Genomic DNA, 21,180 nt, shown 5'->3' with positions numbered 1-21,180 from the left:
CCTACTCCCTTCTCCGGCGGGCATGGGCGAGCAGGATGGAGGCCAGCGACGGGACATGGCAGGCGGCGCGGTCCAGGGGCCGCAGCGGGCGCGGCACATCGTGGTACGGCGCGCCGGCGATCCGTAGGACGTCGAAGCCGGACGCGGTGAGAAAGCCGCGCAGCGCGCGGGCGGTGTAGAGGCGCAGATGGCCGACGACCTGGGTGCCGGGCCGGCCGTGGATGCGGCGCATGCTCACCTCCGAGAAGACGGGCTGGACTCCGGCGAGCAGAAGTCCGCGGTTGTACCAGGCGGCGAGATTGGGGGTGGAGAGCATCAGATGGCCGCCGGGGCGCAGCACCCGGCGCAGTTCGTCCAGGGCCGCGTCGGGGTCGACGAGATGCTCGACGACCTCGCTGAAGAGGACGGCGTCCGCGGAACCGGTCGCGAACGGCAGCCCGCCGTCGGTCAGTTCGCCGCGTACCGCATAGGGAATGCGGGTCGCGGCGCGGCGCAGCGCGTCCTGCGACCAGTCGACGCCGACCAGCCGGTGGCCGGCGAGGACACCTGCCGCGGTGGCGGCCGCTGTGCCGTCGCCGCAGCCGATGTCCAGGATGGTCGCGGCCGGCGTCCCGGTGCGTACCGGGCCCAGGGCGCGGGCCAGCAGCAGCGCCTGTCGTCGGCTGCGGGCGGCGCCCGAGGCGACCGGCACGGCGGGGTTCTCGTAGAAGTCGCGCAGTCCGGTGGGGGGCGGAGTGACACCGGGGGACGGAGGGGCGGTCGGGGGGCGGGTCATCGGGGGCCTCCTTCGGCCCGGAGTGCGGGCGGGGTGGGGGGCGGGGCCCAGGCGGTGGCGGCGAGGGAGCTCTCGAAGAGGGCGCCCAGCCGGGCGCCGGCGGCATCGTCCAGGAGGGCGTGCGACCAGCGCAGCGCGAGCTGGATGCGGCCGCCGACGGAGACGGTGGTGACGGTCAGGCCGCGTGGCATCCTGGCCGGGGCGGAGAACCACACCGCGGTCGGGCGGCCCGCGTCGCCGAAATCCAGTGGATAGGGGATACGGCCGATATTGGAGAGGAGGGTGGTGGACGTCCAGGGCGCGGCGGCGGTACGCAGCGCACGGGTGAGCGTGCGGCGCAGCCCGACGGGCAGCACGGGCGCGGTCAACAGGGTTCCGGCGAGGCCGAGTTGGGAGCCGGGCGCGGATTTGAGGGCCCGGGTTCGGGCGGCCGTACGGCGCAGCAGTCTGGCCACCGCTTCGGGGTCGGGCGGGTCGGCGGTGAGCAGGTCGGCGTCCTGGCGTTCCTCGGGGCGGAAGCCGACCGAGACCAGCCGGGTGCCGTTGCCGATGGGCATTTCGGTGCCGCGCGGACGGTCGTCGACGGGCATGGTGACGACGACGGGGGAGGTGCTGTGGCCGTGCGACCGGTTCCAGCGGGCGACCATCAGGCAGGTGGCGACGAGGAGTTGATCGTTCACGGTGTAGGGCGCCTGGCCGTCGACGCGCGGCGGCCGGGCGGGCACGGGAAGCTCGACGATCAGCATGCCGTTGCCGTTGCCGTTGCCGTTGCTGGTGTCGGTGCCCGTGCTGCCCGTGCCGTCGCGGCCGCGGGTGAGGCCGGTGCTGGTGGCGGCCCGGTGGTCGGGGGCGAGGCGGGCCGGGCGGGTGAGGCCGACCCCGGGGCTCGCCGCGTCATCGGGCGGGGTCCGGTCCGTACGGGGTTCGGGGGCGCGTACGGGCGGCGGGGCCGGGGAGTTGTCCGCGCCGCCGTACAACTCGGCGGCGGTGGCCAGCACCCGGAGGCAGGCCGGTCCGTCCAGCGCGGTGTGGTTGATGGTGAGGAGGAGGACGGTGGTGGCCGCGCCGCCGTCGGCCGCCACCGGTTGCTCGATCACCTCCAGGCGGACGGGCGGCGACGCGTCCAGGGGAGGGCAGTCGGCGAGCGCGCGTTCCCGGGCCCGTGCGAGGGCGTCGGGGCCCGGTGGTGGGAAGGCGACCGGGTCCACATCCGGGGCGGCGGTGAGCTCCCACTCGTAGCGGCGGCGCCACCGTTGCACCGGCGCCTGGCGCATCAGGATGCGGGGGTGCCGGACGAGCGCCTGGTGGAAGGCGGCGCGCAGCCGCGCGTGATCCACCCGGCCCGGCAGGTGCACCTCGATGTGGACGGTCTCCGGCTCGTCGTCCTGGAGGCAGTGCCGGGCGATCTCATCGACCACGGGGAAGGGGACGCGGGCGACGGCGGGTGCGCGTGCCGGGACGCCCGGCGGGCCGCCGGAGGGTTCGTGCCGGGCCGGTTGCAGGGCGGTCATCGGATGGGGTCCTCCCCGTTGTCCTCCGGGCGGGCCGGGCCCTCGTCCTGTGGGCGCGCGGTGCCGTCGTCCTCCATACGGGCCGGGCCGTCGCCGGGCGGACGCTCTGCGCCGCCCGGACGTCGTCGGTCTGCCCAGTCGGGGCCACCCGACGGGGTCCGCCCCCGGGCCACGATCGGCCGCCCTGCCTCGGTCGACGGGCCCGGCCTGGCCTGGCCGCCGTTTCGCGCCCCGCGCCCCGGCCCGCCCCGATGGCGGCGCGGCAGCGGCGGCGGGGGTGGCGGAGGCGCGTACGGACCGGATGACGGCGGCGGGCCGGCCGGGCCGGGCGCCCCCGCCGGTCGGTCCGCACCGGGCCACGGCGACGGGGCAGCCGAACCGGCCGCCAGCGGCCCGCCCGCGCCGGCCGCCCGGCCCACCGACCGGTCGCGCACCGGCACGGTCACCACCGCCGCCGCGAACGCCAGCAACGCCAGCGCCTGGGCGGCGCCGCTGAACGCGCCCTTGTCGGCGGCGGCCGGCTCGCCCGCGCCGAGGGCCGCCGTGACACCCGCGCCCAGCATGGCCAGCAGGGCGAGCGGCACCAGCAGATCCCGCCGGAAGCGGGCCAGCAGCGCCAGCGGCACCACGACCAGCGCGTACGGACCCGCCGCCATCGCCACCACCGCGGTGAGCGCGAGCCCGCCCAGCACCCAGGACGGGGCCGGCGGGGCCTGCGCGGCCGGCGGCGGCGTCCGCGGAGCGCGTCGGACCAGCACGGAGACGACCAGCAGCGCGAGGCCCAGGGCGCCGCCGATCAGGCCCAGGTCGTAGGCGGCGGCCGGTTCGTAGGACAGCTCCACGGTGCCCCCGGCGCCCGCCGGAACGAGGAACGCCTGCTGCCAGCCGTCCAGCCGGAGTGGCGTCAGTTCCTGGCCGTCGAGGGTGGCCCGCCAGCCGTCGTTGGCGTTCTCGTACATCTGGAGATAGGCGGCCTTGCCCGCGCCGACGTCGACGGTGCGGTGATCGCCCGACCACTTCTCGGCGGTGACGGTGCGCACCGCGGCCGAGGCGGTGGACGAGCCCTCCGGCGTGCCCGCGGCCGCCTCCCCCTTCCGCAACGTCACATCCGTGAGCGCCAGCGGCCCCTGGTCGCCGGCCTCCACCCGGTGCCGCCCGGACGGCAGTTCCAGACGGCCGTCGCGAGCCTCGCCGGCGCACAACCGCACGTCGATCGGGCGGCGTTCGGTGAGGTCCCGGATGTGGCCGGACGCCTTCGTCGCGTGCAGGACGCCGTCGACCGCGAGCATCGGGCCCTGTCCGCAGCCGACCGAGAAGCGTTCGCCGGCCGCCGGCCGCGGGGTGCGATAGCTGTCCAGTGCCGGGAGGTAGACCTCGCTGAGACCGACCGGCAGTTGGAGGGCCTGCCCGGCGACGGGGTTGTGCAGGGTCAGCGGTTTGACCTTGCTGATGGTGATGTCGAGGCGGTCGGTGGTGATCGGGTCGAAGCGGGCCTGGCCGTTCTCGTCGACGCCGGCGGTGGCCGCCCCGTCGGGCGAGTTGATCAGGATCTGTTCGGGCCGGGTGGAGATCCCGCCGGCCGCGGCCAGCACGATCTGGTCGATCTTCTTCTTGCCGGGCCAGCGCAGATGGAGCGTGGGCCGGTCGCCCGCGATCCAGGCGGTGGTCAGATCGCCGTCGACGAGGTTGCGGGGGCTGAGCGACTGCCCGAAGCCGAAGCTGGTGGAGTCGGCGGTGGCGGTGATCCGGTCCTTCTGCTCGGGCGCGATCCGGTCCAGGAGCCGGTCGAGTTCGGGCCCGGGGACGGCCAGCGCCTGCCCGGAGATCGCATAGGACCCGCTCCGGTTCGTACGGAACTGGCGGTGCAGCCCGGTCTCGGCGGAGACCGGCGACAGGCCGCCGGGGTCGCTGCCGCGGTGCAGGGAGAAGATCTCGGCGGCGGAGTCGGAATTCCCTGCGTCCGCGGGGAGTTGAAGAAGACGGGTGACCTGCACACCCGGCACGGAGATTTCGGAGAAGCCCGCTCCGGAGAGTCCCGCACGGGGTGTCTGGGAGCCGAGGATCGTGACCTTGAGCCATTTCGCGGTCCCGGCCGGCGCCTTGACCCGTTGCGCGCTGCCGTCAGGCCGGAGCGGGCTCTCGGCACTGCCCCGGTCGGTCTCGATCCGTACGGAGGTCGGGGCCGCCCGCAGACCGTCACCCGGGAGCGGTGTGAGGGAGATCGTGGAAGGGAGGGAGGTGGGCCGGCCGAAGGTGATCTGCGTCCACTGGCCTACGGGGTCGCCGGCGCTGCCCTCCGCCCAGGCGGTGTCCGGGTTGCCGTCGAAGGCGTTCACCGGGTCGTACTGCGGCAGGTGGAAGAGCCAGTTGCCGCTGGTGGAGGCGGTGACGGAACGGGCGCCGCGGAGTACCGCCGTGGTCTGGTGCTCGATACCGGAGGTGGGCAGGATCTGCCGGGGCGGCCGGCCGGGGTCCTGGACGCTGTCGGGGTGGTTGGTCTCGTCGGCCGTGTACGTGAAGGACGTGTTGCTGTTGACCAGGCCGAAGCGGGTGTCGGTGCGGCGCAGGCCGTCGGCGGTCAGCTGGAGCGGCGGGGTGCCGATGCCGGGGTGGTTGTCGCCGGTCAGGACGGTGGGGCGGTGGCGCAGCGCCGGGTCGGCGGACAGCTGGAGCAGCGCTTCCGGGCCGCCGCTGAGCTGCGCGGTGTCCGCGACGGCCCTGGCGGTGACCGGGCCTGGCGCCGGGGTGTCACGGGGCTCGTAGATCTCGACCGAGCGCTGGCGCGGATAGAGGCCCTGGATCTGCAGCGGTGCCTCGGCGGGGATCCTGCCGCCGGTGGTCAGCGGCCCGAAGGCGGCGGCCTTGCGGTAGCCGGACGCCTCCAGGGTGCGTTTGACGGTCTGCGGCGGGACATAGCCGATCTGGTCCGGGTCGAGGTCGTTGCGTACGACCACGTCATGGATGCCGGCCCGGCCCAAGTAGTCGCGCAGGCCGGGGACTTGCGCGCCGGTCAGCAGGGCCTGCTCGACGGCGTCCAGGGCGCGGCGGGCGCCCGGCGTGCCGAACGGGACGAAGTCGCGCTGTGCCCAGGGGGATTCGGCGAGGACGTCCAGGGGTTCGTCGATGGGCGAGCCCCAGGTGTAGATGCCGTGCGCGGTGGCCGGGACGACCAGGGCGCGACTGTCGGGGGTGTGGGTCTTGAGCCAGCCGGCGGTCTGTTCCCAGTAGCCGGGCAGCTTGGGGAAGGCCCCGGGCTGGAGGATGCTGCCGGTCAGGAAGGGCAGGGCAAGGGCGGGCAGCACCAATAGGGCGGTCAGCAGGGGGAGCCGGCGGCGGGCCGGAATCCGCCGGGTGCCGCGGCGTTCGGCGGCGACCTGGAGGAGATGCGCCAGGCCGAGGGTGAGCGCCAGCGCGAGCCCGGGGGTGAATTTGTAGATGTTGCGGAACGGCCGCAGCCAGCCGTTCAGCCAGTCCTGCCAGAGACCGTGCAGGGGGCCGCCCAGCTCGCCGCCGTATCCGGCCAGCGCGATCAGCGCCACGGCCAGGACGGTCAGCAGCAGCCAGCGCCGCTCGGGCAGATCGCGGCGGGCCAGCCCGGCCAGGCCGAGCGCGGCGGCCAGCGCCGAGCCCAGCACCGCGAAAGCGTTGCCGGTCATGGTCCAGCCGGCCGGCAGCCAGGGCTCGCCGAAGTGGAGATAGCCGACCCAGTTGCCGGCGCCGCGCAGCAGCTCGGTGGCGGACATGGTGCCGGTGGTGGTGTCGGCCTGCTCGACGAACGGCATGAAGTTCTCACCGTGGATGCCCAGCAGCAGGAGCGGCACCACCCACCAGGCGGTGGCCAGCAGCACACCGGGGATCCACCAGGCGAGCAGCTTCGGGCGGCGCGGCCCGGTACGGGAGAGCAGGTAGAGGCCGACGGGTAACAGGGACGCCAGTGTCGAGGCCGCGTTGACGCCGCCCATGAAGGGGATCAGCAGCGCCGAGCGGGTGGCCGCGATACGGGCGCTGACCTGCGCGTTCGTCAGTGGCAGCAGGACCCAGGGCAGCATCGCGCCGGGCAGCGCGGCGGCGGAGGTGGAGCCGATGACGATGGTGAACGTGGGCCACAGGGCGTAGCAGGCGGCCGCCAGCAGCCGGGACGGCGGGGTGCCGAACCGCAGCCGTTCGGCCAGCCGCAGCGCGCCCCAGAACGCGGCGGTCACGATCAGCGACATCCACAGCCGCTCGGCCAGCCAGATGGGCAGCTGCGCCAGATCCGTCAGGCCGTAATAGGGGAGCGTCGGGAAGGCATAGCCGACGTACTGGTCGGCGATCCCGCCGAAGCCGGCCCGGTCGTGCCACAACTGCCCGAGGTCACCGAGGAACCGCCAGGGGTCACTGGTCGCGCCCAGCTTGGTCTCGAACGTCATCTTCCCTGGTGAGGGGGCCAGAAAGCCCACCAGGGCGAGCACCCAGAACCCGAACAGCCAGCGCCTGCCCCGCGGGTGGCCGGGTGGTGGGGCCGGTGAGGGTGTGGGGCTGCCCCCGGTGTCGGGCGATCCCGGGGACATGGACATCTCGAGGGTCTGGGTCATGACAACCGCCGGGGGACGAGGGGCGGCCGGCCGGGGGGACGGTTCCGTGTCGGCATCCAGGTCATGCCAGCCGCCGGAGGATGAGGAGGAGGTTCCAGGTGGCGATCTCGCGTACGCCGGGGAGGCGGGGGATGGTCTCGGCGAGGAACGGTGCGTAGCGCGAGCGGGCGGAGACGACGGCGATGTCGTCGCGGGCCCGCACCTGGCGCAGGGTGGGTCCGATGTGCACGGCGAAGAGGTTCTCGCCCAAGGTGTGCTTGGCCGGCCGGCCGGTGCGCCGCCGGTAGCGGGCGCGGGCCCGCTCGGCGCCCAAGTAGTGCCAGGGCGCGGTCTCATGGCCGCCCCACGGGGACAGCCAGTTGGTGAACGACACATAGATCAGGCCGCCGGCACGGGTGACCCGGACCATCTCGCTCAGGAACGTCTGCGGGTCGGCGACATGTTCCAGGACATTGGACGAGAAGCAGACATCGGCGGCGCCGTCGGCCAGCGGCAGCAGATAGCCGTCCGCGACCACCGCCCCGTCCGGGACCCGGCCGCGGGCGGTCAGCTCCGCCGTGTCGGGCTCGAAGAGATAGCCGTATGCGCCGCGGCGCCGGAACTCCTCGGTGAAGTGCCCGCTGCCGCCGCCGACATCGGCGACCACCGCGCCCCGCAACGGGACATGGCGCTCCACCTGGTCGGCGGCGTCGCGGGCGAGCAGCCGGTAGCAGTGCTCCGGTTCGGTCTGTTCGCGCAGGAAGGCCCGGAAGAGGGCGTACGACCTGCGCAGCGAGGGGTCGCGCACCGGCGCATCACCGCCTGGGGAGCGTGTTGATGAACGCCTCCGCGGCGACCGCCCGGAAGCTGCGGACCGTATGGCTCCATCGGAAGCGGGCGGCGCGCCGCTCGGCGGCGGCGCCCAGGGCGTCCCGGCGGTGGGCGCTGAGCGCCAGGGTGCACCAGTGCGCGGCGAACGAGCTCTCACCACGTGCCAGCAGACCGGTGACGCCGTCCTCGACGGAGTCGCGCAGACCGGGGATGTCGAAGCCGACGGCGGGGGTGCGGCGGGCGGCCGCCTCCATGACCACCAGACCCCAGCCCTCGACGAGCGACGGATGGAGCAACATCCATGCGGAGCAGAGCAGTTGGTGCTTGTGCTGCTCGGAGATATGGCCGGTGAAGGTGACGTCCGGGCCGGCCATCGCGGTCAGCCGTGCCCGCTCCGGGCCGTCGCCGACGATCACCAGCCGGCCGCCGGTCACCGGGCGGACCCGTTCCCAGAGGCGCAGCAGCAGATCGATCCGCTTGTACTCGACGAGCCGCCCCATGGCCAGGAAGAGTGGTTCCGGTGCCTTGGGGACCAGCGGTCCGGGCTCCTCCACGCCGTTGTAGACGAGCCGGATACGGTCCGGATCCACGCCGAGGCCGTGCAGCGCGGACGCGGTCGAGCCCGAGACGGCGACCATCAGATTGCGGCGGTGGGTGCCGGCCAGCGCCCAGTGCTCCAGGCGGCGGCCGAGCCGGGCGGCGGGCGCCGGATAGCGCATCTGCCACAGGTCCGTATGGACATGGTTGACCAGGCACAGGGTCGGGCCGCGATGCCACAGCGGCGCGAGATAGGGCATGCCGTTGCACACCTCGACCAGCAGATCGCAGTCGCCGACCCGGCGCGCCAACTGGCGGGGGGCGCGCAGGAAATGCCCGGCGTCGCCGCCCGCCGACACCACTCGGTAGCCGCGGGCGGTGACTCCTCCCGGCTGTTGAGGAGCCGCGAGCTCGGGGGAGGCCGGCCCGCCGCACAGCAGGGTGACCTGGTGGCCGTGCCCGGCGAGGCCCTCGGCGATCCGGTCCACCAGCAGCTCGGAGCCGCCGGCGGCGGGGTTGTCCAGGTCGCGGCGGGCGAGGAAGACGATACGGCGGGGGAGCGGGGGCGGCCCGGACGACGGCGGCGCGGGCAGGGGAGGCGGAGCTGTCGAGGGCGTTGGTGCGGCTGGTGCGAGGGGCGGGGACGGTGGTACGTGCTGGGGCATGTGCGCTCCAACTCGTCTCAGGGTGCGGTACCAGCGGTGGGGGATACGTACTGCGTACTGAGTCGTGCGGGGGGGGAATGTGCGGCATCATGCGGTGCTGACGTGCTGACGTGCTGACGTGCTGACGTGCTGTGGCGCTGGCGTGCTGCGGTGCTGTGGTGTCGTGCGGCTCTTGCCGTGCGGTGCTGTGGTGCTGCCGTGCAGTTGTTGCCGTGCGATTGCTGTGGTGTTGCGGAATTCTGCCGACCGGAAGAACGGTCGTCTGCGTGTGGGGTGGATAGTTTTCGCCGCCCTGTTCGATGCGGCTACTCACCGGGATGACAAAATCCGGGTCGGTTTTTACTGACGGTTCATCACTTCACTCAGGGCCTGCCGATCGGCCTCCTCCCCAGCACCACCAGCACCACCCCGATCAGCGCAAGCGCGCCGCCCGCCCCCGCGGCGCCCACCGGCAGCGTTTCCCCGACCAGCGCCAGCTTGTCGCTGTCGGCCCTCGCCAGCTCCACCTGGGCCCGCTGTGTCGCGGGTGTGAACTCAAGGCTGCGGCCGTCCAGCAGCGTCACCGCATCGCGCCCGGCTCCCGGTGCCCGCAGCGTCTTGCGCGGCGAGATCGAGGCGTTGATGATCCGGCCGGTGCGCCGCTCGACGACCAGCTCGATCCCGGAGTTGGCGTACCACTCCTCGGCCTGGATCTGGCCCTGCCGCGGCCGCCCGACCAGCCGCCCCGGAACCTGCCGGCTCCCGGTCCTGGTAGGCCCTACGGTCCCGGTGAAGCGATAGCCCTCATATCCCTGTATCCGCTTGGTGCCGGCGAAGCGGAGCGGGACGGCGGCGCCCAGCGTGTTGTCCCACCAGCGGTAACTCTTCTTCTGCAGATCAAAGGGGAACTTGAGGTACGCATCCCCGTCGAAGCGGCTCGGCGCCTCCTCGCAGCAGTGCACCGGGGCGTTGCTGCGCCGGTCGGTGACCCAGCGCTCGGTGGTCCACTGGAACGCCTTGCGCGGATCTTTCAGGGCCAGCGTCTTCGGGGTGTCGACGGTCGTGGAGACGTCCCACACCGCCCGCCCGCTCTCCTCGCTCGCCGTGACATCGCCCAGCACATGCCGGGTGATGGTGATCTTCTGCCGTTCCCTGGTCTTCAGCGCCTCGGTGTCGAAGTAGCTGCCGGTGCCGGTGAAGACCGTGGTGACATCCACATCCACCGGTGTGACCTTGGCTCGCGGCTCGACGTACCAGGCCAGCATGGGTGCGAGGACCAGCAGAAACACGCCGAGACCCAGCAGGACCAGGGACAGCGGCGAAGCGGTGACCGGGGCGGCGGCCGAGGCGTCGACGGGGGTGGACCGGGCGCCTGTCGTAGCGGATTCACGCATAACGAGCACTCCTGGCAGCGGTGGGGGAACACGCTCTGGTGCACGTGCGGCGTCGTCGTGACGCGCCTGGGCCGGGAAGGTAAGCGAACTCTTGACAGGGCGTCAATGCCCTTCCACACTCGGCAGGCACCACGACTGACGTGGTGCCGCGCTGTGGGAACGCGGCATCGAGCCGGCTCCGCGGGCGCAATCCGCCCCGGCCGGACCGTGTGCCGCACCAACTCGACGGAGCCCGACAACGGGCCTCCGGCATCGACGAAGGGGCTCGCCGCGCCATGCACCGAACGCTCGCCGCCGTACTGACCGCGCTGGCCGCGGCCGCCCTCGCCGTGGGCGCCGGGTTCGGCATCGTCGCCGCTCTGGAGGCGCCCGCCGAGCAGCCCAATGTGCCGCTGGTGACCTTCGACCGGACCGACGGGTAGTGGCATGACGAGACGGGCCGGGCGGGCGGCGGGCCGGGGCGTGGTGACCGAGGTCCGCTCGGCGTGGCGGGACGTCCCGCCCTACCAGGTACGGCAGTTCGCCGCGCTGGCCATGGACGAGGTGCCCACGCTGGCCCAGGACATCCTGGCCGAGATCCGCCGTGAATTCCCCCAATTACCCCTGATCCCCGACGCGTTCGGGGAGCCGCAGGCCCTGGTCGGCATCCGGCAGTCGCTGGAGCACTTCGTCGAGCACATGATGGCCGGGCTGGACCGCCCGCATGTCCACCCGCGTGTCTTCCAGGAGTTCGGCCGCGGCGAGGGCATGCAGGGCCGCAGCCTGGACGCCCTCCAGGCCATGTACCGGCTCGGCGTACGGCTGGCCTGGCGGCGGCTCGCCGAGATCGGCCAGCAGGTCGCCATCCCGGCCCCGGCGATGTACGAACTCGCCGAATCCGGCTTCGAGTACCTCGACGGGCTGGTGGCCGAATCCGTACGCGGCTACGCCGAGGCCGCCGCCCGCCAGGCCGGCGAACGGCTGCGGCTGCAACGCCGCCTGATGGAGCAGCTGTTCACCGGAGCCCCGGAGGCGGCGGCGCGCGGCGGCTACGGGGCACGCGGCGAGGGCCATGGAGCACGCGGCGATGGCTACGGGGTGCGGCGGCAGCGCCGGGCCGGCGGCGGGGAGGCGGGGGGCGCGTCCGGTGCCTCCGGTGCGGCCGGTGCGGGCGATCCGGGATCCGTGCTCGCCGAGGTCGCCGCCCGGATCGGCTGGCCGCTGCCCGAGCGGGTCGCGGTCGCGGTCCTGCTGCGCCCGGCCCGCGAGGCGGTGGCGCCCGCCGTCGCCTCGGACGTCCTGCTGGACATGGAGTGCGAACGGCCGCGGATGGTGGTGCCGGAGCCGGACGCCCCGGGGCGGCGGGAACTCCTGGCGCGCGCGGCGGCCGGCTGGTCGGGTGCGATCGGGCCCGTCGTACCGCTGCCGGACGCCGTGAAGTCGCTGCGCTGGGCCGGGGCCGCGGTCGGTCTGATGGAGCGGGGACTGCTGCCGGCGGGTGAGCTGCTGCAGTGCACCGAGCACACCGAGGCGCTGGTCCTGCTGCCGCCGGAGGAGCTGATCGACGACCTCACCCGCCGCCGCCTCGCACCACTGGCCCGCTGCGGCCCCACCCACGCCCGTCGGCTCGCGGAGACCCTGCTCGCCTGGCTGGAAACCCGCGGCGGCGCCCCCGAGGTCGCCGCCCGGCTCGGCGTCCATCCGCAGACCGTGCGCTACCGGTTACGCCAGATACGGGAGTTGTGGGGCTGGGAGATCGACGACCCCGACCGCCGCTTCGAACTGGAGCTGGTGTTACGGGCGCGGAGGCTGCGCGGGGAGCTGGAGTAGGCCGCCGAGCCTCAGGCCCTGCCCGCCCGGTGTCATGCCCTGCCCGCCCGGCGTCAGACCCCGCCCGCCCGGCGCTCGATGAGCAGCCCCATCCCGTCCAGGATGCGGGCCAGCCCGAACTCGAAGAGCGATTCCAGGTTCACCACGTCCCCGTCGATCCCCGCGACCCCCGCATACATGGGGTACGAGCCCGAGGTGAGGATGCCCTCGAACACCGGCTCCATCGACGCCATCCACTGCTCCTGGTCCAACCCTGTCTCCTGCTCGGCCTCCAGGTCGTCCTCCAGCCCGGCGGCGGTGGACACCACAAAGCTCAGCAGCGTCAGTGCCATATGGATCAGCGTCACCGGGTCCATCCCCGTGACCCGCGCCATCGTCCACTCGATCAGTGCCATCGCCCGCGGCATCGGCTGCGGCCGGGTGACCGACAGATACTGCGCCAGCCACGGATGCCGCTGGTAGAGCGCCCATTGCAGCCGCGCGCCCGCCTCCATCCGGTCCCGCCAGCCCTCCGGCGCCGGATCCGGCAGCCGTACGTCCCCGAACGCCGCGTTCGCCATCAGCAGCACCAGCTGGTCCTTGTTCGCCACATGCCGGTAGAGCGCCATCGAGGACACCCCGAACTCGGCGGCGACCCGGCGCATCGACAGGGCCCGCAGCCCCTCGGCGTCGGCGACCTTGATCGCGGCCCCTACGACGCGGTCGCGGCTCAGCCCGGTGTCGGTGTCGCGCGGCCGGCGCCCGCGGGGCGGTTCGGCGCGGGCGGCCCGCTGCGGTTCGGCCACGACGGTACCCACACCCGGCACGGCCCTTACGACCCCCTCCTGACGCAGCGTCGTCAGCACCTTGGTCGCGGTCGCCATCGCCACGCCCCACTCCTGGGTGATCCGCCGGGTCGACGGCACCCGGTCGCCCGGCGCCAGCTCTCCGGCGTCGATACGGCGCCGGATGTCGTCGGCGATCCGACGGTAGGGCGGCGGGGCGGGGCGGTCCACGGGCGGCCTCCGTACTAGTGCACTAGGGCGGTGTCGAGCGGGTCGAGGGTAGCAGCGGGCCTGCCAGCTGCGGTCGTTGGCCTGCCTGGCCCGGACCCCCACGGACGCAAGTGCACTAGTGTGATGCACCTCCAACTCCCTTGTCCCGCCTGATGTTTGCGCCGTAATCACCGGCTGCTTACTGTGTCACCCATGTCGTTTACTCCGTACACATCTACGCCTTACGTATCTCCGCCGCTGGCCGGCCGCCGGGAGTGGACCGCCCTTGGCGTTCTGCTGCTGCCCTGCCTGCTCGTCTCGATGGACGTCTCGGTGCTCTACTTCGCGGTGCCGTTCCTGACCGAGGAGCTCGGACCCAGCAGCGTCCAGCAACTGTGGATCCTGGACATCTACGCCTTCGTACTGGCCGGCCTGCTGATCACCATGGGCGCGCTCGGCGACCGCATCGGCCGCCGCCGGCTGCTGCTGACCGGCGCCGTGCTCTTCGGCCTCGCCTCCGGGCTCGCCGCGTATGCGCAGAGCGCGGAAATGCTGATCGCCGCACGGGCGTTGCTCGGTATAGGCGGCGCGACCCTGATGCCGTCCACGCTCGCGCTGATCCGCAATCTCTTCCATGACGCCAGGCAGCGCGGCAAGGCCATCGCCATCTGGTCGGCGGCGACGACCGGCGGGATCGCGCTCGGCCCGGTGCTCAGCGGGGCGCTGCTGGAGAACTTCTGGTGGGGCTCGGTCTTCCTGATCAACGCGCCCGCGATGGTGCTGTTGCTGGTGTGTGGGCCACTGCTGCTGCCCGAGTTCAGGAATCCGGCGGCCGGGCGCTTCGATCTGCCCGGCGCGGCGCTGTCACTGGCGGCGATGCTGCCGATCGTCTACGGGATCAAGGAGATCGCCCGCGACGGGGTGTCGGCGCAGCCCGCCGCCGCCCTGGCGATCGGCCTGCTGGCCGCCGCCGGATTCGTCCTCCGCCAGCGCACCGCCCGCCATCCGATGCTCGACCTGGAACTGTTCCGGCACCGCGGATTCAGCGTCTCGGTGCTGATGAACCTGCTGGCGATGTTCGCCGTCGTCGGCTGCGCGGTGTTCTTCACCCAGTACCTCCAGTCCGTACGGGGCATGCGCCCGATGGAGGCGGCGCTGTGGAATCTGGTGCCGACCCTCGCGGTGGGCGGAATGGCGGCGGCGGCCGCCGCGCTCGCCCAGCGGATGGACCGGGCGTACGTGATCGGCGCGGGTTTTCTGATCGCGGCCGGCGGATTCACCTGGTTGTCCTGGCTGGAGCCGGGCTCGGCCCTGTGGTTCGTGCTGGTCGGCTCCGCGGTCTATGCATCGGGCCTGGTGGTGGTGATGTCCCTCGGCAATGAACTGGCCCTCGGAGTCGCCCCGCCCGAGCGTGCCGGCTCCGCCTCGGCCGTACTGGAGTCGGGGACGGAACTGGGCGGTGCGCTGGGGATGGCGATCCTGGGCAGCATCGGGAGCGCGGTCTACCGGGACGACATCGGAGGGGCGCTGCCCGCCGGCCTTCCCGCGGGTGCGGCCGACGCGGCGCGGGAGACCCTGGCGGGCGCCGCCGCGGTCGCCGGCCGGCTTCCGGAACGGGCGGGCGAGGCGCTGCTGACGGCGGCCCGCTCGGCCTTCACCGAGGGGCTGCAGGTGGCCGTACTGGGCGCCGCCGGTGTGATGGCCTGCGGGGCGGTGCTGGCGGTGGGGCTGCTGCGGCGTGTCCATCGGGGTGTTCATCCCCCCACCCCCGAACCCACCCCCGCCCCCTCCCCCGAAGGGGGAGAGGGGGAGGGGGCGGGGGAGCGCCCGGACCAGGGCGGCGCAGCGCCCGCCTCCGTCCCCGCCCGTGGTGGCGTCAGCTGAAGTCGAGGTCGCCGGTACGGGTCCGCTTGAGCTCGAAGAACTTGTCGTAACCGGCGAGGAGGCGGGCACCGTCGAAGACCCGTACCGCTTCCTCGCCGCGCGGGATCGCCGTCAGGACCGGGCCGAAGAACGCGACACCGTCGATGTGGACCGTGGGCGTGCCCACGTCCTCGCCGACCGGGTCCATGCCCTGGTGGTGGCTCTTGCGCAGCGCGTCGTCGTACGCCTCGCGGCCGGCCGCGAGGGCCAGCTCGACCGGCAGTCCGACCTCGGCCAGCGCCTCCTCGATGACGGCGGCGGTGTCCTCGCGGCCCTCGTTGTGCAAACGGGTGCCGAGCGCCGTGTACAGGTCGCGCAGCACGTCCTCGCCGTGCTCCTGCGCGGCCGCTATGCACACCCGCACCGGTCCCCAGCCCTCGTCCAGCAGTTCCCGGTACTTCTCGGGGAGGTCCGCACGGCCCTCGTTGAGCACGGACAGGCTCATCACCCGGAAGCGCAGATCGAGGTCACGGTGCTGCTCCACCTCCAGGATCCAGCGGGACGAGATCCAGGCGAAGGGGCAGATGGGATCGAAGTAGAAGTCGACGGTGTGGCGGGCGGAACCGCTGGTCTGGGAGGTCATGGCGGACAGCCTAGAACGGCGTCGGCCCACTCCGATGGGACATTCATGCCCTGTGAACCTGGGCCAATTCCGACGCCGCATCTCGCCGTGCCCCGTCGTACCTCGTCGTGCCCCGTCGCGTCCCCGTTGTGTTTTGCCTCGTCCCCCCGGGTATGCGTGCGTCCCGCCCGGCGCACCTACTCCGGCGCGATGCCCAGCATCCGCTGGAGCAGCTCCTTGAGCAGGGTGCGCTCGGCGACGGTCAGCTGGCCGAGCGGCTCCCGGGCGAAGCCCAGCGAACTCCTGAGCCGGTCGGCGGTGCGCGCCCCCTCGTCCGTCGGGGCGGCCAGCTTGACGCGGCGGTCGGCCGGATCGGGACGGCGCTCCACCAGCCCGCGCGACTCCAGCCGGTCCACGATGCCGGTGATGTTCGACGGTTCGCACTTCAGGCGCTGCGCGACCTTGCGCATCGGCAGCGGCTCGACGCAGAGCAGGCTCAGCACCCGCGCCTGGGCTCCGGTGAGGGAGTGCTCGGCCGCGGCGTGCTCGTACTCCTCGTAGTAACGGGAGACAACGGTGCCGATGAGGTCGACGACCTCGACGGTCAGGGGGTCTGCACGCGGAGTCATACACAGGAGGATACCCAAATACTTGACAACATGAAATATCGAGGAGCATGGTTGTTTCAGTACATGAAGCTTTAGGAGGACCGCGCTATGTCCGCACTGCCCACGACCAGCCGTGAATGGCACCTCGTCGCCCGCCCGCACGGCTGGCCCACCCCGGAGGACTTCGCGCTGCGCGAGGCCGCGGTGCCCGAGGTCGGCGAGGGCCAGATCCTCGTCCGCAACCAGCACTTCTCCGTAGACCCGTACATGCGCGGCCGGATGAACGATGTGAAGTCGTATGTACCGCCGTTCCAGCTGGACCAGCCGATGGAAGGCGGCGCGGTCGGCGAGGTCATCGCCTCGAACGCCGAGTCCATCGCCGTCGGCGACCACGTTCTGCACGGTTCCGGCTGGCGCGAGTACGCCGTGCTGGACGCCAAGCACGCCGCCAAGGTCGACCCGTCCCTCGCACCCCTCACCGCCTACCTCGGCGTGCTGGGCATGCCCGGCCTGACCGCCTACGCCGGCCTGCTGGAGGTCGCTTCCTTCAAGGAGGGCGACGTCGTCTTCGTGTCCGGTGCGGCCGGCGCGGTGGGCAGCGAGGTCGGCCAGATCGCCAGGCTCAAGGGCGCTTCCCGGGTCATCGGCTCCGCCGGTTCCGACGACAAGGTCAAGCTCCTGGTCGAGGAGTACGGCTTCGACGCCGCCTTCAACTACAAGAACGGCGATGTCACCGAGCAGCTCAAGAAGGCCGCCCCGGACGGAATCGACGTCTACTTCGACAACGTCGGCGGCGACCACCTCGAGGCGGCCATCAGCGCGCTCAACGTCCATGGCCGGGTCGCGGTGTGCGGCATGATCTCGATGTACAACGCCACCGAGCCGGCCCCGGCACCCCGCAACCTCGCGCTCGTCATCGGCAAGCGCCTGCGTCTCCAGGGCCTGATGGTCAGCGACCACTCCGCGATGCAGCCGCAGTTCGTGAAGGAGGTCTCCGCCTGGATCCGCTCCGGCGAGCTGAAGTACGGCGAAACCAAGGTGACCGGCATCGAGAACGGCGTCGAGGCGTTCCTGGGCATGCTGCGCGGCGAGAACACGGGGAAGATGATCGTGAGCTTGGACGGTTGATCGCCGAGGGCTGATCGCTGGGGGTCGAGCGTTGAGCGCTGATCGCCGGGGGTGGGGCCGGGGGTGGGGCGGGGGCGGGGGGAGAAGCCGGAAGGCGTACGAGCCCCGCCCCCGCCCTCTTGACCTCGCCCGTTAGGCTCGCGGCAAGCCGTCGCGATCCGTGGGCGCGAGTCGCGGCGAACCACAGGAGGATTCGGTATGTCCATCCAGACCGTCGACGTCGTCTACACCGCCGTCGCCACCGCTGAGAACGGCCGGGACGGCCGCGTCGCCAGCGACGACGGCAAGCTCGACGTGATCGTCAACCCGCCCAAGGAGCAGGGCGGCAGCGGCGCCGGCACCAACCCCGAGCAGCTCTTCGCGGCAGGCTACAGCGCCTGCTTCCAGGGTGCGCTCAGCGTCGTCGCCCGCCGGGAGAACGCGGATGTCTCCGGCTCGCGGGTGACCGCCAAGGTCGGCATCGGCAAGACCGCGGCCGGCGGCTTCGGCCTCACGGTCGAGATCGCCGTCTCGATTCCGAACGTCGACGCGGCCACCGCCCAGGACCTCGTGGAACAGGCGCACCAGGTGTGCCCGTACTCCAGCGCCACCCGGGGCAACATCGAGGTCAAGCTGACCGTCGCCTGACACGCGTCCGCATGCCTGAGAGGCGTCTGCCTCAGGCGCGTCTGCATGCCTGAGACGCGCCTGCCGGGCGCGCGACACAGTCCGAAGCCGAGGGCCGTACCCAGCGGGGTGCGGCCCTCGGCCGTTGAGTGATCAGCCGTCCCTGTGATGCGGACCACATTGTCGACGCCTTGACGCACCCGCCGTGTAATCGATTTCGTAGGGTCTCGCGCCAAGGATGAAATCGATTACATGGAACGGGCGGGCGGCGGCCTCATGACGAACATCAAGGACGTGGCAGAGCGGGCGGGCGTCTCCGTCGCCACCGTCTCCCGGGTGCTCAACGGCCGCAGCCCGGTCGCCGAGACCCGTGAGCGGGTGCTCGCCGCCGTACGGGAGTTGGGCTACCGCCCCAACAACGTCGCCCGCGCGCTGCGCACCGCACGGACCGGCGCGCTGGGACTGATCATCAGCGACCTCACCAACCCCTTCTTCACCGAGCTGGCGGACGCCGTCGAGGACGCGGCCCGCAGCCTGGGCTACAGCCTGGTCATCGGCAACGCGGGCGAACGCCCCGACCAGCAGGACGACTACATCCGTACCCTGCTGGACCGGCGGATCGACGGCCTGCTGGTCAGCTCGGCCGGCACCGGCTCGGCGATGCTCAGCGAGGCCGTCGCCTCCGGCACCCCCCTGGTCCTGCTGGACCGCACCGTGCCCGGCATCGACGCCCCCTGCGTACGCGCCGACGGCCATGGCGCGCTCACCGACCTCGCCGCGCACCTCGCTGCCCTCGGCCGGCGCCGCCCCGCGATCATCGTCGCCCCCGGCGGCACGCCCACCGGCGACGAGCGCCTGGAGCTCTTCCGTACGGCGCTGGCCGCGCACGGCATCGCGCTGCCCGACGAGCGGGTCGGCGCCACCCTCGACCTCCAGCACACGGGCGGCCGCCGGGTGATGAGCGACCTCCTCGACCTGCCCGAGCCGCCGGACGCGGTGCTCGCCACCGACAACCTGATGGCGCTGGGCGCGATGGACGAACTCCGCGCGCGCGGTCTGCGGGTCCCCGACGATGTCGCGCTGGTCGTCTACGACGACGTGCCGTGGTTCAGGCACACGGACCCGCCGCTGACCGCCATCGCCCAGCCCACCCGCGATCTGGGGCGGGCCGCCGTGCACACCCTCCTGGAGTGTGTGGAAGGCCGCCGCCCCGACTCGGTGCTGCTGCCGGCCCGGCTCGTACCGCGCCGCTCCTGCGGCGAGTCGCGGGCGGCCGACTGACCCGCCGCAGGCCGCGCCGTCCACCTGAGAGCCGGAACGCGGACACCCGGGTACCCGAACGCGGAAACCCGGGCACTCAACGCAAACACCCGAAGGAGAGAGGGGCAGCGCATGACCGGCGTCAAAGACGACGTACCGGGCGGCCGCGAACTGCTGCGCGTGGCGGGGGTGACCAAATCGTTCCCGGGCGTGCGCGCGCTGGACGGTGTGGTCCTCGGCCTGCGTACCGGTGAGGTGCATGTCCTTCTCGGCGAGAACGGGGCCGGCAAGAGCACGCTCATCAAAATGCTCTCCGGTGCCCACCGCCCCGACGAGGGGCGCATCGTGGTCGACGGCCAGGAGGTGCACATCCGCTCCGCACAGGACGCGGCACGCCTCGGCATCGCCACCATCTACCAGGAGTTCAACCTCGTGCCCGGCCTGACCGTGGCCGAGAACCTCTTCCTCGGTCGCCAGCCGCGCACCGCGCTCGGCCTCGTCGACCGGAAGACGATGCGCGCCCGCGCCGCCGGACTCCTGCGCCGGGTGCGCCTCGACGTCTCCCCGGACACCCCGGTCGCCGAACTCGGTATCGCCCGGCTGCAGATGGTGGAGATAGCCAAGGCGCTCAGCCTCGACGCCCGCGTGCTGATCATGGACGAGCCGACCGCCGTACTCACCTCCGAGGAGGTCGAGACCCTCTTCGAGATCGTCCGCGAGCTGCGCGCATCCGGCGTCGGCATCATCTTCATCACCCACCACCTGGAGGAGATCGGCGCACTCGGCGACCGGGTCACCGTGCTGCGCGACGGCCGCTCGGTCGCGGAAGTCCCCGCCACCACCGACGAGGACGAACTGATCCGGCTCATGGTCGGCCGGGACATCGCCGAGCAGTACCCGCGCCGGCGCCCCGACGCGCCGGGCGCACCGCTGCTGCGCGTCCGCGGCCTGACCCGTAAGGGCGCGAAGGCGGGGCCCGTCTTCGAGGGCATCGACTTCGAGGTGCGGGCGGGCGAGGTCGTGGGCCTCGCCGGGCTGGTCGGCGCGGGCCGTACGGAGGTCGCACGGGCGATCTTCGGCGTGGACCGTTACGACGCCGGGACGGTGGAGATCGACGGCGTGCAGCTGGCCCGCGGCGACGTACGGGCGGCGATGCGCGCCGGGCTCGGGCTGGTACCGGAGGACCGCAAGGGGCAGGGCCTGGTTCTGGACGCCTCGCTCCAGGACAACCTGACGTTGGCCCGGTTGGACCGTGACACCCGCGGTGGGCTGGTGGACCGGCGCGGCCAGCGACGCGAAGCGGCCGCCGTCGCCGGGCGGTTGAAGGTGCGGATGAGTGGCCTCGGCCAGCCCGCCCGGACCCTCTCCGGCGGCAACCAGCAGAAGATCGTGATCGGTAAGTGGCTGCTGGCCGAGACCCGGCTGCTGATCCTCGACGAGCCGACCCGCGGTATCGACGTCGGGGCGAAGGTCGAGATCTACCGGCTGGTGAACGAGCTGACGGCGGCCGGCTGCGCGGTGCTGATGATCTCCAGCGATCTCCCGGAGGTCCTCGGGATGAGTGACCGGGTGCTGGTGATGGCGCAGGGCCGGCTGGCCGGTGAGCTGACGGCCGAAGAAGCCACCCAGGATGCCGTGATGGAACTCGCGCTCCAGTCCCAGGACGGCGTTTCCAGCGAGGGCACTTCCAGCGACGGCACGCCCCAGAGCTCCGCTGCTCAGAGCTCCACCGCTCAGAGCTCCACCGCTCAGAGCTCCACCACCAAGAACTCCCCTTCCAAGGGCTCCGCTTCCACAAGAGCCACAAGAGCCACAAGAGCCACAAGAGCCACAAGAGCCAAGAGCGCCAAGAGCGCCAAGAGCGCCAAGAGCGCCAAGAGCGCCAAGAGCACCAAGAACACCGACGACCAGAGCGCGATGGAGGGCTCCGATGTCCGCTGAGGTGAAGACGGCAGCAGCCACCGGCGAGGCGGTGGGACGGGCACCGGACCGGGACGGCCTCGGGCCGTGGTTCTCCCGGGCGGTGCTCAGGAACGGCCCGCTCGGCGGACTGATAGCGCTGGTC

At 72.6% G+C, this 21,180-nt stretch carries 16 protein-coding genes; 7 read left to right on the top strand and 9 right to left on the bottom strand.

From position 1 onward, the window contains the following. Window position 1: 1 nt before the first annotated feature. The 6 genes from FCH28_RS10165 to pgfA all read right to left on the bottom strand — a co-directional run bounded on the left by FCH28_RS10165 (window position 2) and on the right by pgfA (window position 10,245). Window positions 2-775: a class I SAM-dependent methyltransferase gene (locus tag FCH28_RS10165; protein ID WP_136739495.1), complete on the bottom strand. Its 774-nt coding sequence runs from the start codon at window positions 773-775 to the stop codon at window positions 2-4. Continuing rightward, window positions 772-2,286, bottom strand: a complete 1,515-nt coding sequence (locus FCH28_RS10160; RefSeq protein ID WP_136739494.1) for a condensation protein — start codon at window positions 2,284-2,286, stop codon at window positions 772-774. The genes FCH28_RS10165 and FCH28_RS10160 overlap by 4 nt, the downstream gene beginning before the upstream one ends. Beyond that, window positions 2,283-6,860, bottom strand: coding sequence for an alpha-(1->3)-arabinofuranosyltransferase domain-containing protein (locus FCH28_RS10155; RefSeq protein ID WP_136739493.1), 4,578 nt, complete (start codon window positions 6,858-6,860; stop codon window positions 2,283-2,285). The genes FCH28_RS10160 and FCH28_RS10155 overlap by 4 nt, the downstream gene beginning before the upstream one ends. A gap of 61 nt (window positions 6,861-6,921) precedes the next feature. After that, a complete protein-coding gene (locus FCH28_RS10150) occupies window positions 6,922-7,647 on the bottom strand; it encodes a class I SAM-dependent methyltransferase (RefSeq protein WP_136739492.1) in 726 nt (241 codons plus the stop codon). A gap of 7 nt (window positions 7,648-7,654) precedes the next feature. Continuing rightward, entirely contained in the window at window positions 7,655-8,872 is a 1,218-nt protein-coding gene (locus FCH28_RS10145) for a glycosyltransferase family 4 protein (protein WP_136739491.1), read from the bottom strand. Between the two features lie 362 nt (window positions 8,873-9,234). Continuing rightward, window positions 9,235-10,245, bottom strand: a complete 1,011-nt coding sequence (pgfA, locus tag FCH28_RS10140; RefSeq protein ID WP_136739490.1) for a cell envelope lipid trafficking protein PgfA — start codon at window positions 10,243-10,245, stop codon at window positions 9,235-9,237. A 275-nt stretch (window positions 10,246-10,520) separates the two neighbouring features. Between pgfA and FCH28_RS38030 the strand changes: the two genes are divergently transcribed. Continuing rightward, complete coding sequence (locus FCH28_RS38030; RefSeq protein WP_169314113.1) at window positions 10,521-10,667, top strand: hypothetical protein; 147 nt, start codon at window positions 10,521-10,523, stop codon at window positions 10,665-10,667. Between the two features lie 4 nt (window positions 10,668-10,671). After that, window positions 10,672-12,054, top strand: coding sequence for a PucR-like N-terminal domain-containing protein (locus FCH28_RS10135; RefSeq protein ID WP_246102629.1), 1,383 nt, complete (start codon window positions 10,672-10,674; stop codon window positions 12,052-12,054). 53 nt (window positions 12,055-12,107) lie between these two features. Here the strand turns inward: FCH28_RS10135 and FCH28_RS10130 are convergent, their stop codons facing one another. After that, window positions 12,108-13,049 carry a TetR/AcrR family transcriptional regulator C-terminal domain-containing protein gene (locus FCH28_RS10130; RefSeq protein ID WP_136739489.1) on the bottom strand — a complete coding sequence of 314 codons (942 nt, stop codon included), beginning with the start codon at window positions 13,047-13,049 and terminating at the stop codon, window positions 12,108-12,110. A gap of 192 nt (window positions 13,050-13,241) precedes the next feature. Here FCH28_RS10130 and FCH28_RS10125 point away from each other — a divergent pair, with 192 nt between their 5' ends. After that, on the top strand, window positions 13,242-14,912 hold the full coding sequence (locus tag FCH28_RS10125) for an MFS transporter (protein WP_136739488.1): 1,671 nt from the start codon (window positions 13,242-13,244) through the stop codon (window positions 14,910-14,912). Here the strand turns inward: FCH28_RS10125 and FCH28_RS10120 are convergent. Together FCH28_RS10120 and FCH28_RS10115 are read right to left on the bottom strand one after the other, a co-directional pair. Beyond that, on the bottom strand, window positions 14,905-15,534 hold the full coding sequence (locus FCH28_RS10120) for a mycothiol-dependent nitroreductase Rv2466c family protein (protein WP_136739487.1): 630 nt from the start codon (window positions 15,532-15,534) through the stop codon (window positions 14,905-14,907). The two genes, FCH28_RS10125 and FCH28_RS10120, sit on opposite strands and share 8 nt — an antisense overlap. A gap of 176 nt (window positions 15,535-15,710) precedes the next feature. Then, window positions 15,711-16,142: a MarR family winged helix-turn-helix transcriptional regulator gene (locus FCH28_RS10115; protein ID WP_136739486.1), complete on the bottom strand. Its 432-nt coding sequence runs from the start codon at window positions 16,140-16,142 to the stop codon at window positions 15,711-15,713. An 87-nt stretch (window positions 16,143-16,229) separates the two neighbouring features. On the opposite strand from FCH28_RS10115, the gene FCH28_RS10110 reads away from it, so the two are divergent. From FCH28_RS10110 to FCH28_RS10095, 4 genes are all read left to right on the top strand, one after another. Next, on the top strand, window positions 16,230-17,249 hold the full coding sequence (locus FCH28_RS10110; protein ID WP_136739485.1) for an NADP-dependent oxidoreductase: 1,020 nt from the start codon (window positions 16,230-16,232) through the stop codon (window positions 17,247-17,249). A 198-nt stretch (window positions 17,250-17,447) separates the two neighbouring features. Next, window positions 17,448-17,876: an organic hydroperoxide resistance protein gene (locus FCH28_RS10105; protein WP_136739484.1), complete on the top strand. Its 429-nt coding sequence runs from the start codon at window positions 17,448-17,450 to the stop codon at window positions 17,874-17,876. 255 nt (window positions 17,877-18,131) lie between these two features. Beyond that, entirely contained in the window at window positions 18,132-19,136 is a 1,005-nt protein-coding gene (locus tag FCH28_RS10100; RefSeq protein WP_136739921.1) for a LacI family DNA-binding transcriptional regulator, read from the top strand. 111 nt (window positions 19,137-19,247) lie between these two features. Continuing rightward, window positions 19,248-21,056 (top strand): sugar ABC transporter ATP-binding protein, encoded by a 1,809-nt coding sequence (locus FCH28_RS10095; protein ID WP_246102627.1) that lies wholly within the window; start codon window positions 19,248-19,250, stop codon window positions 21,054-21,056. The last annotated feature ends 124 nt before the right edge of the window (window positions 21,057-21,180 follow it).

Origin of the sequence: Streptomyces piniterrae (assembly GCF_005048155.1) — a bacterium.
In the GTDB taxonomy this organism is placed as follows: Bacteria; Actinomycetota; Actinomycetes; order Streptomycetales; family Streptomycetaceae; genus Streptomyces; species Streptomyces piniterrae.
The sequence above is the reverse complement of the archived record's forward strand: the minus strand, read 5'-3'. Positions and strand labels throughout refer to the sequence as shown.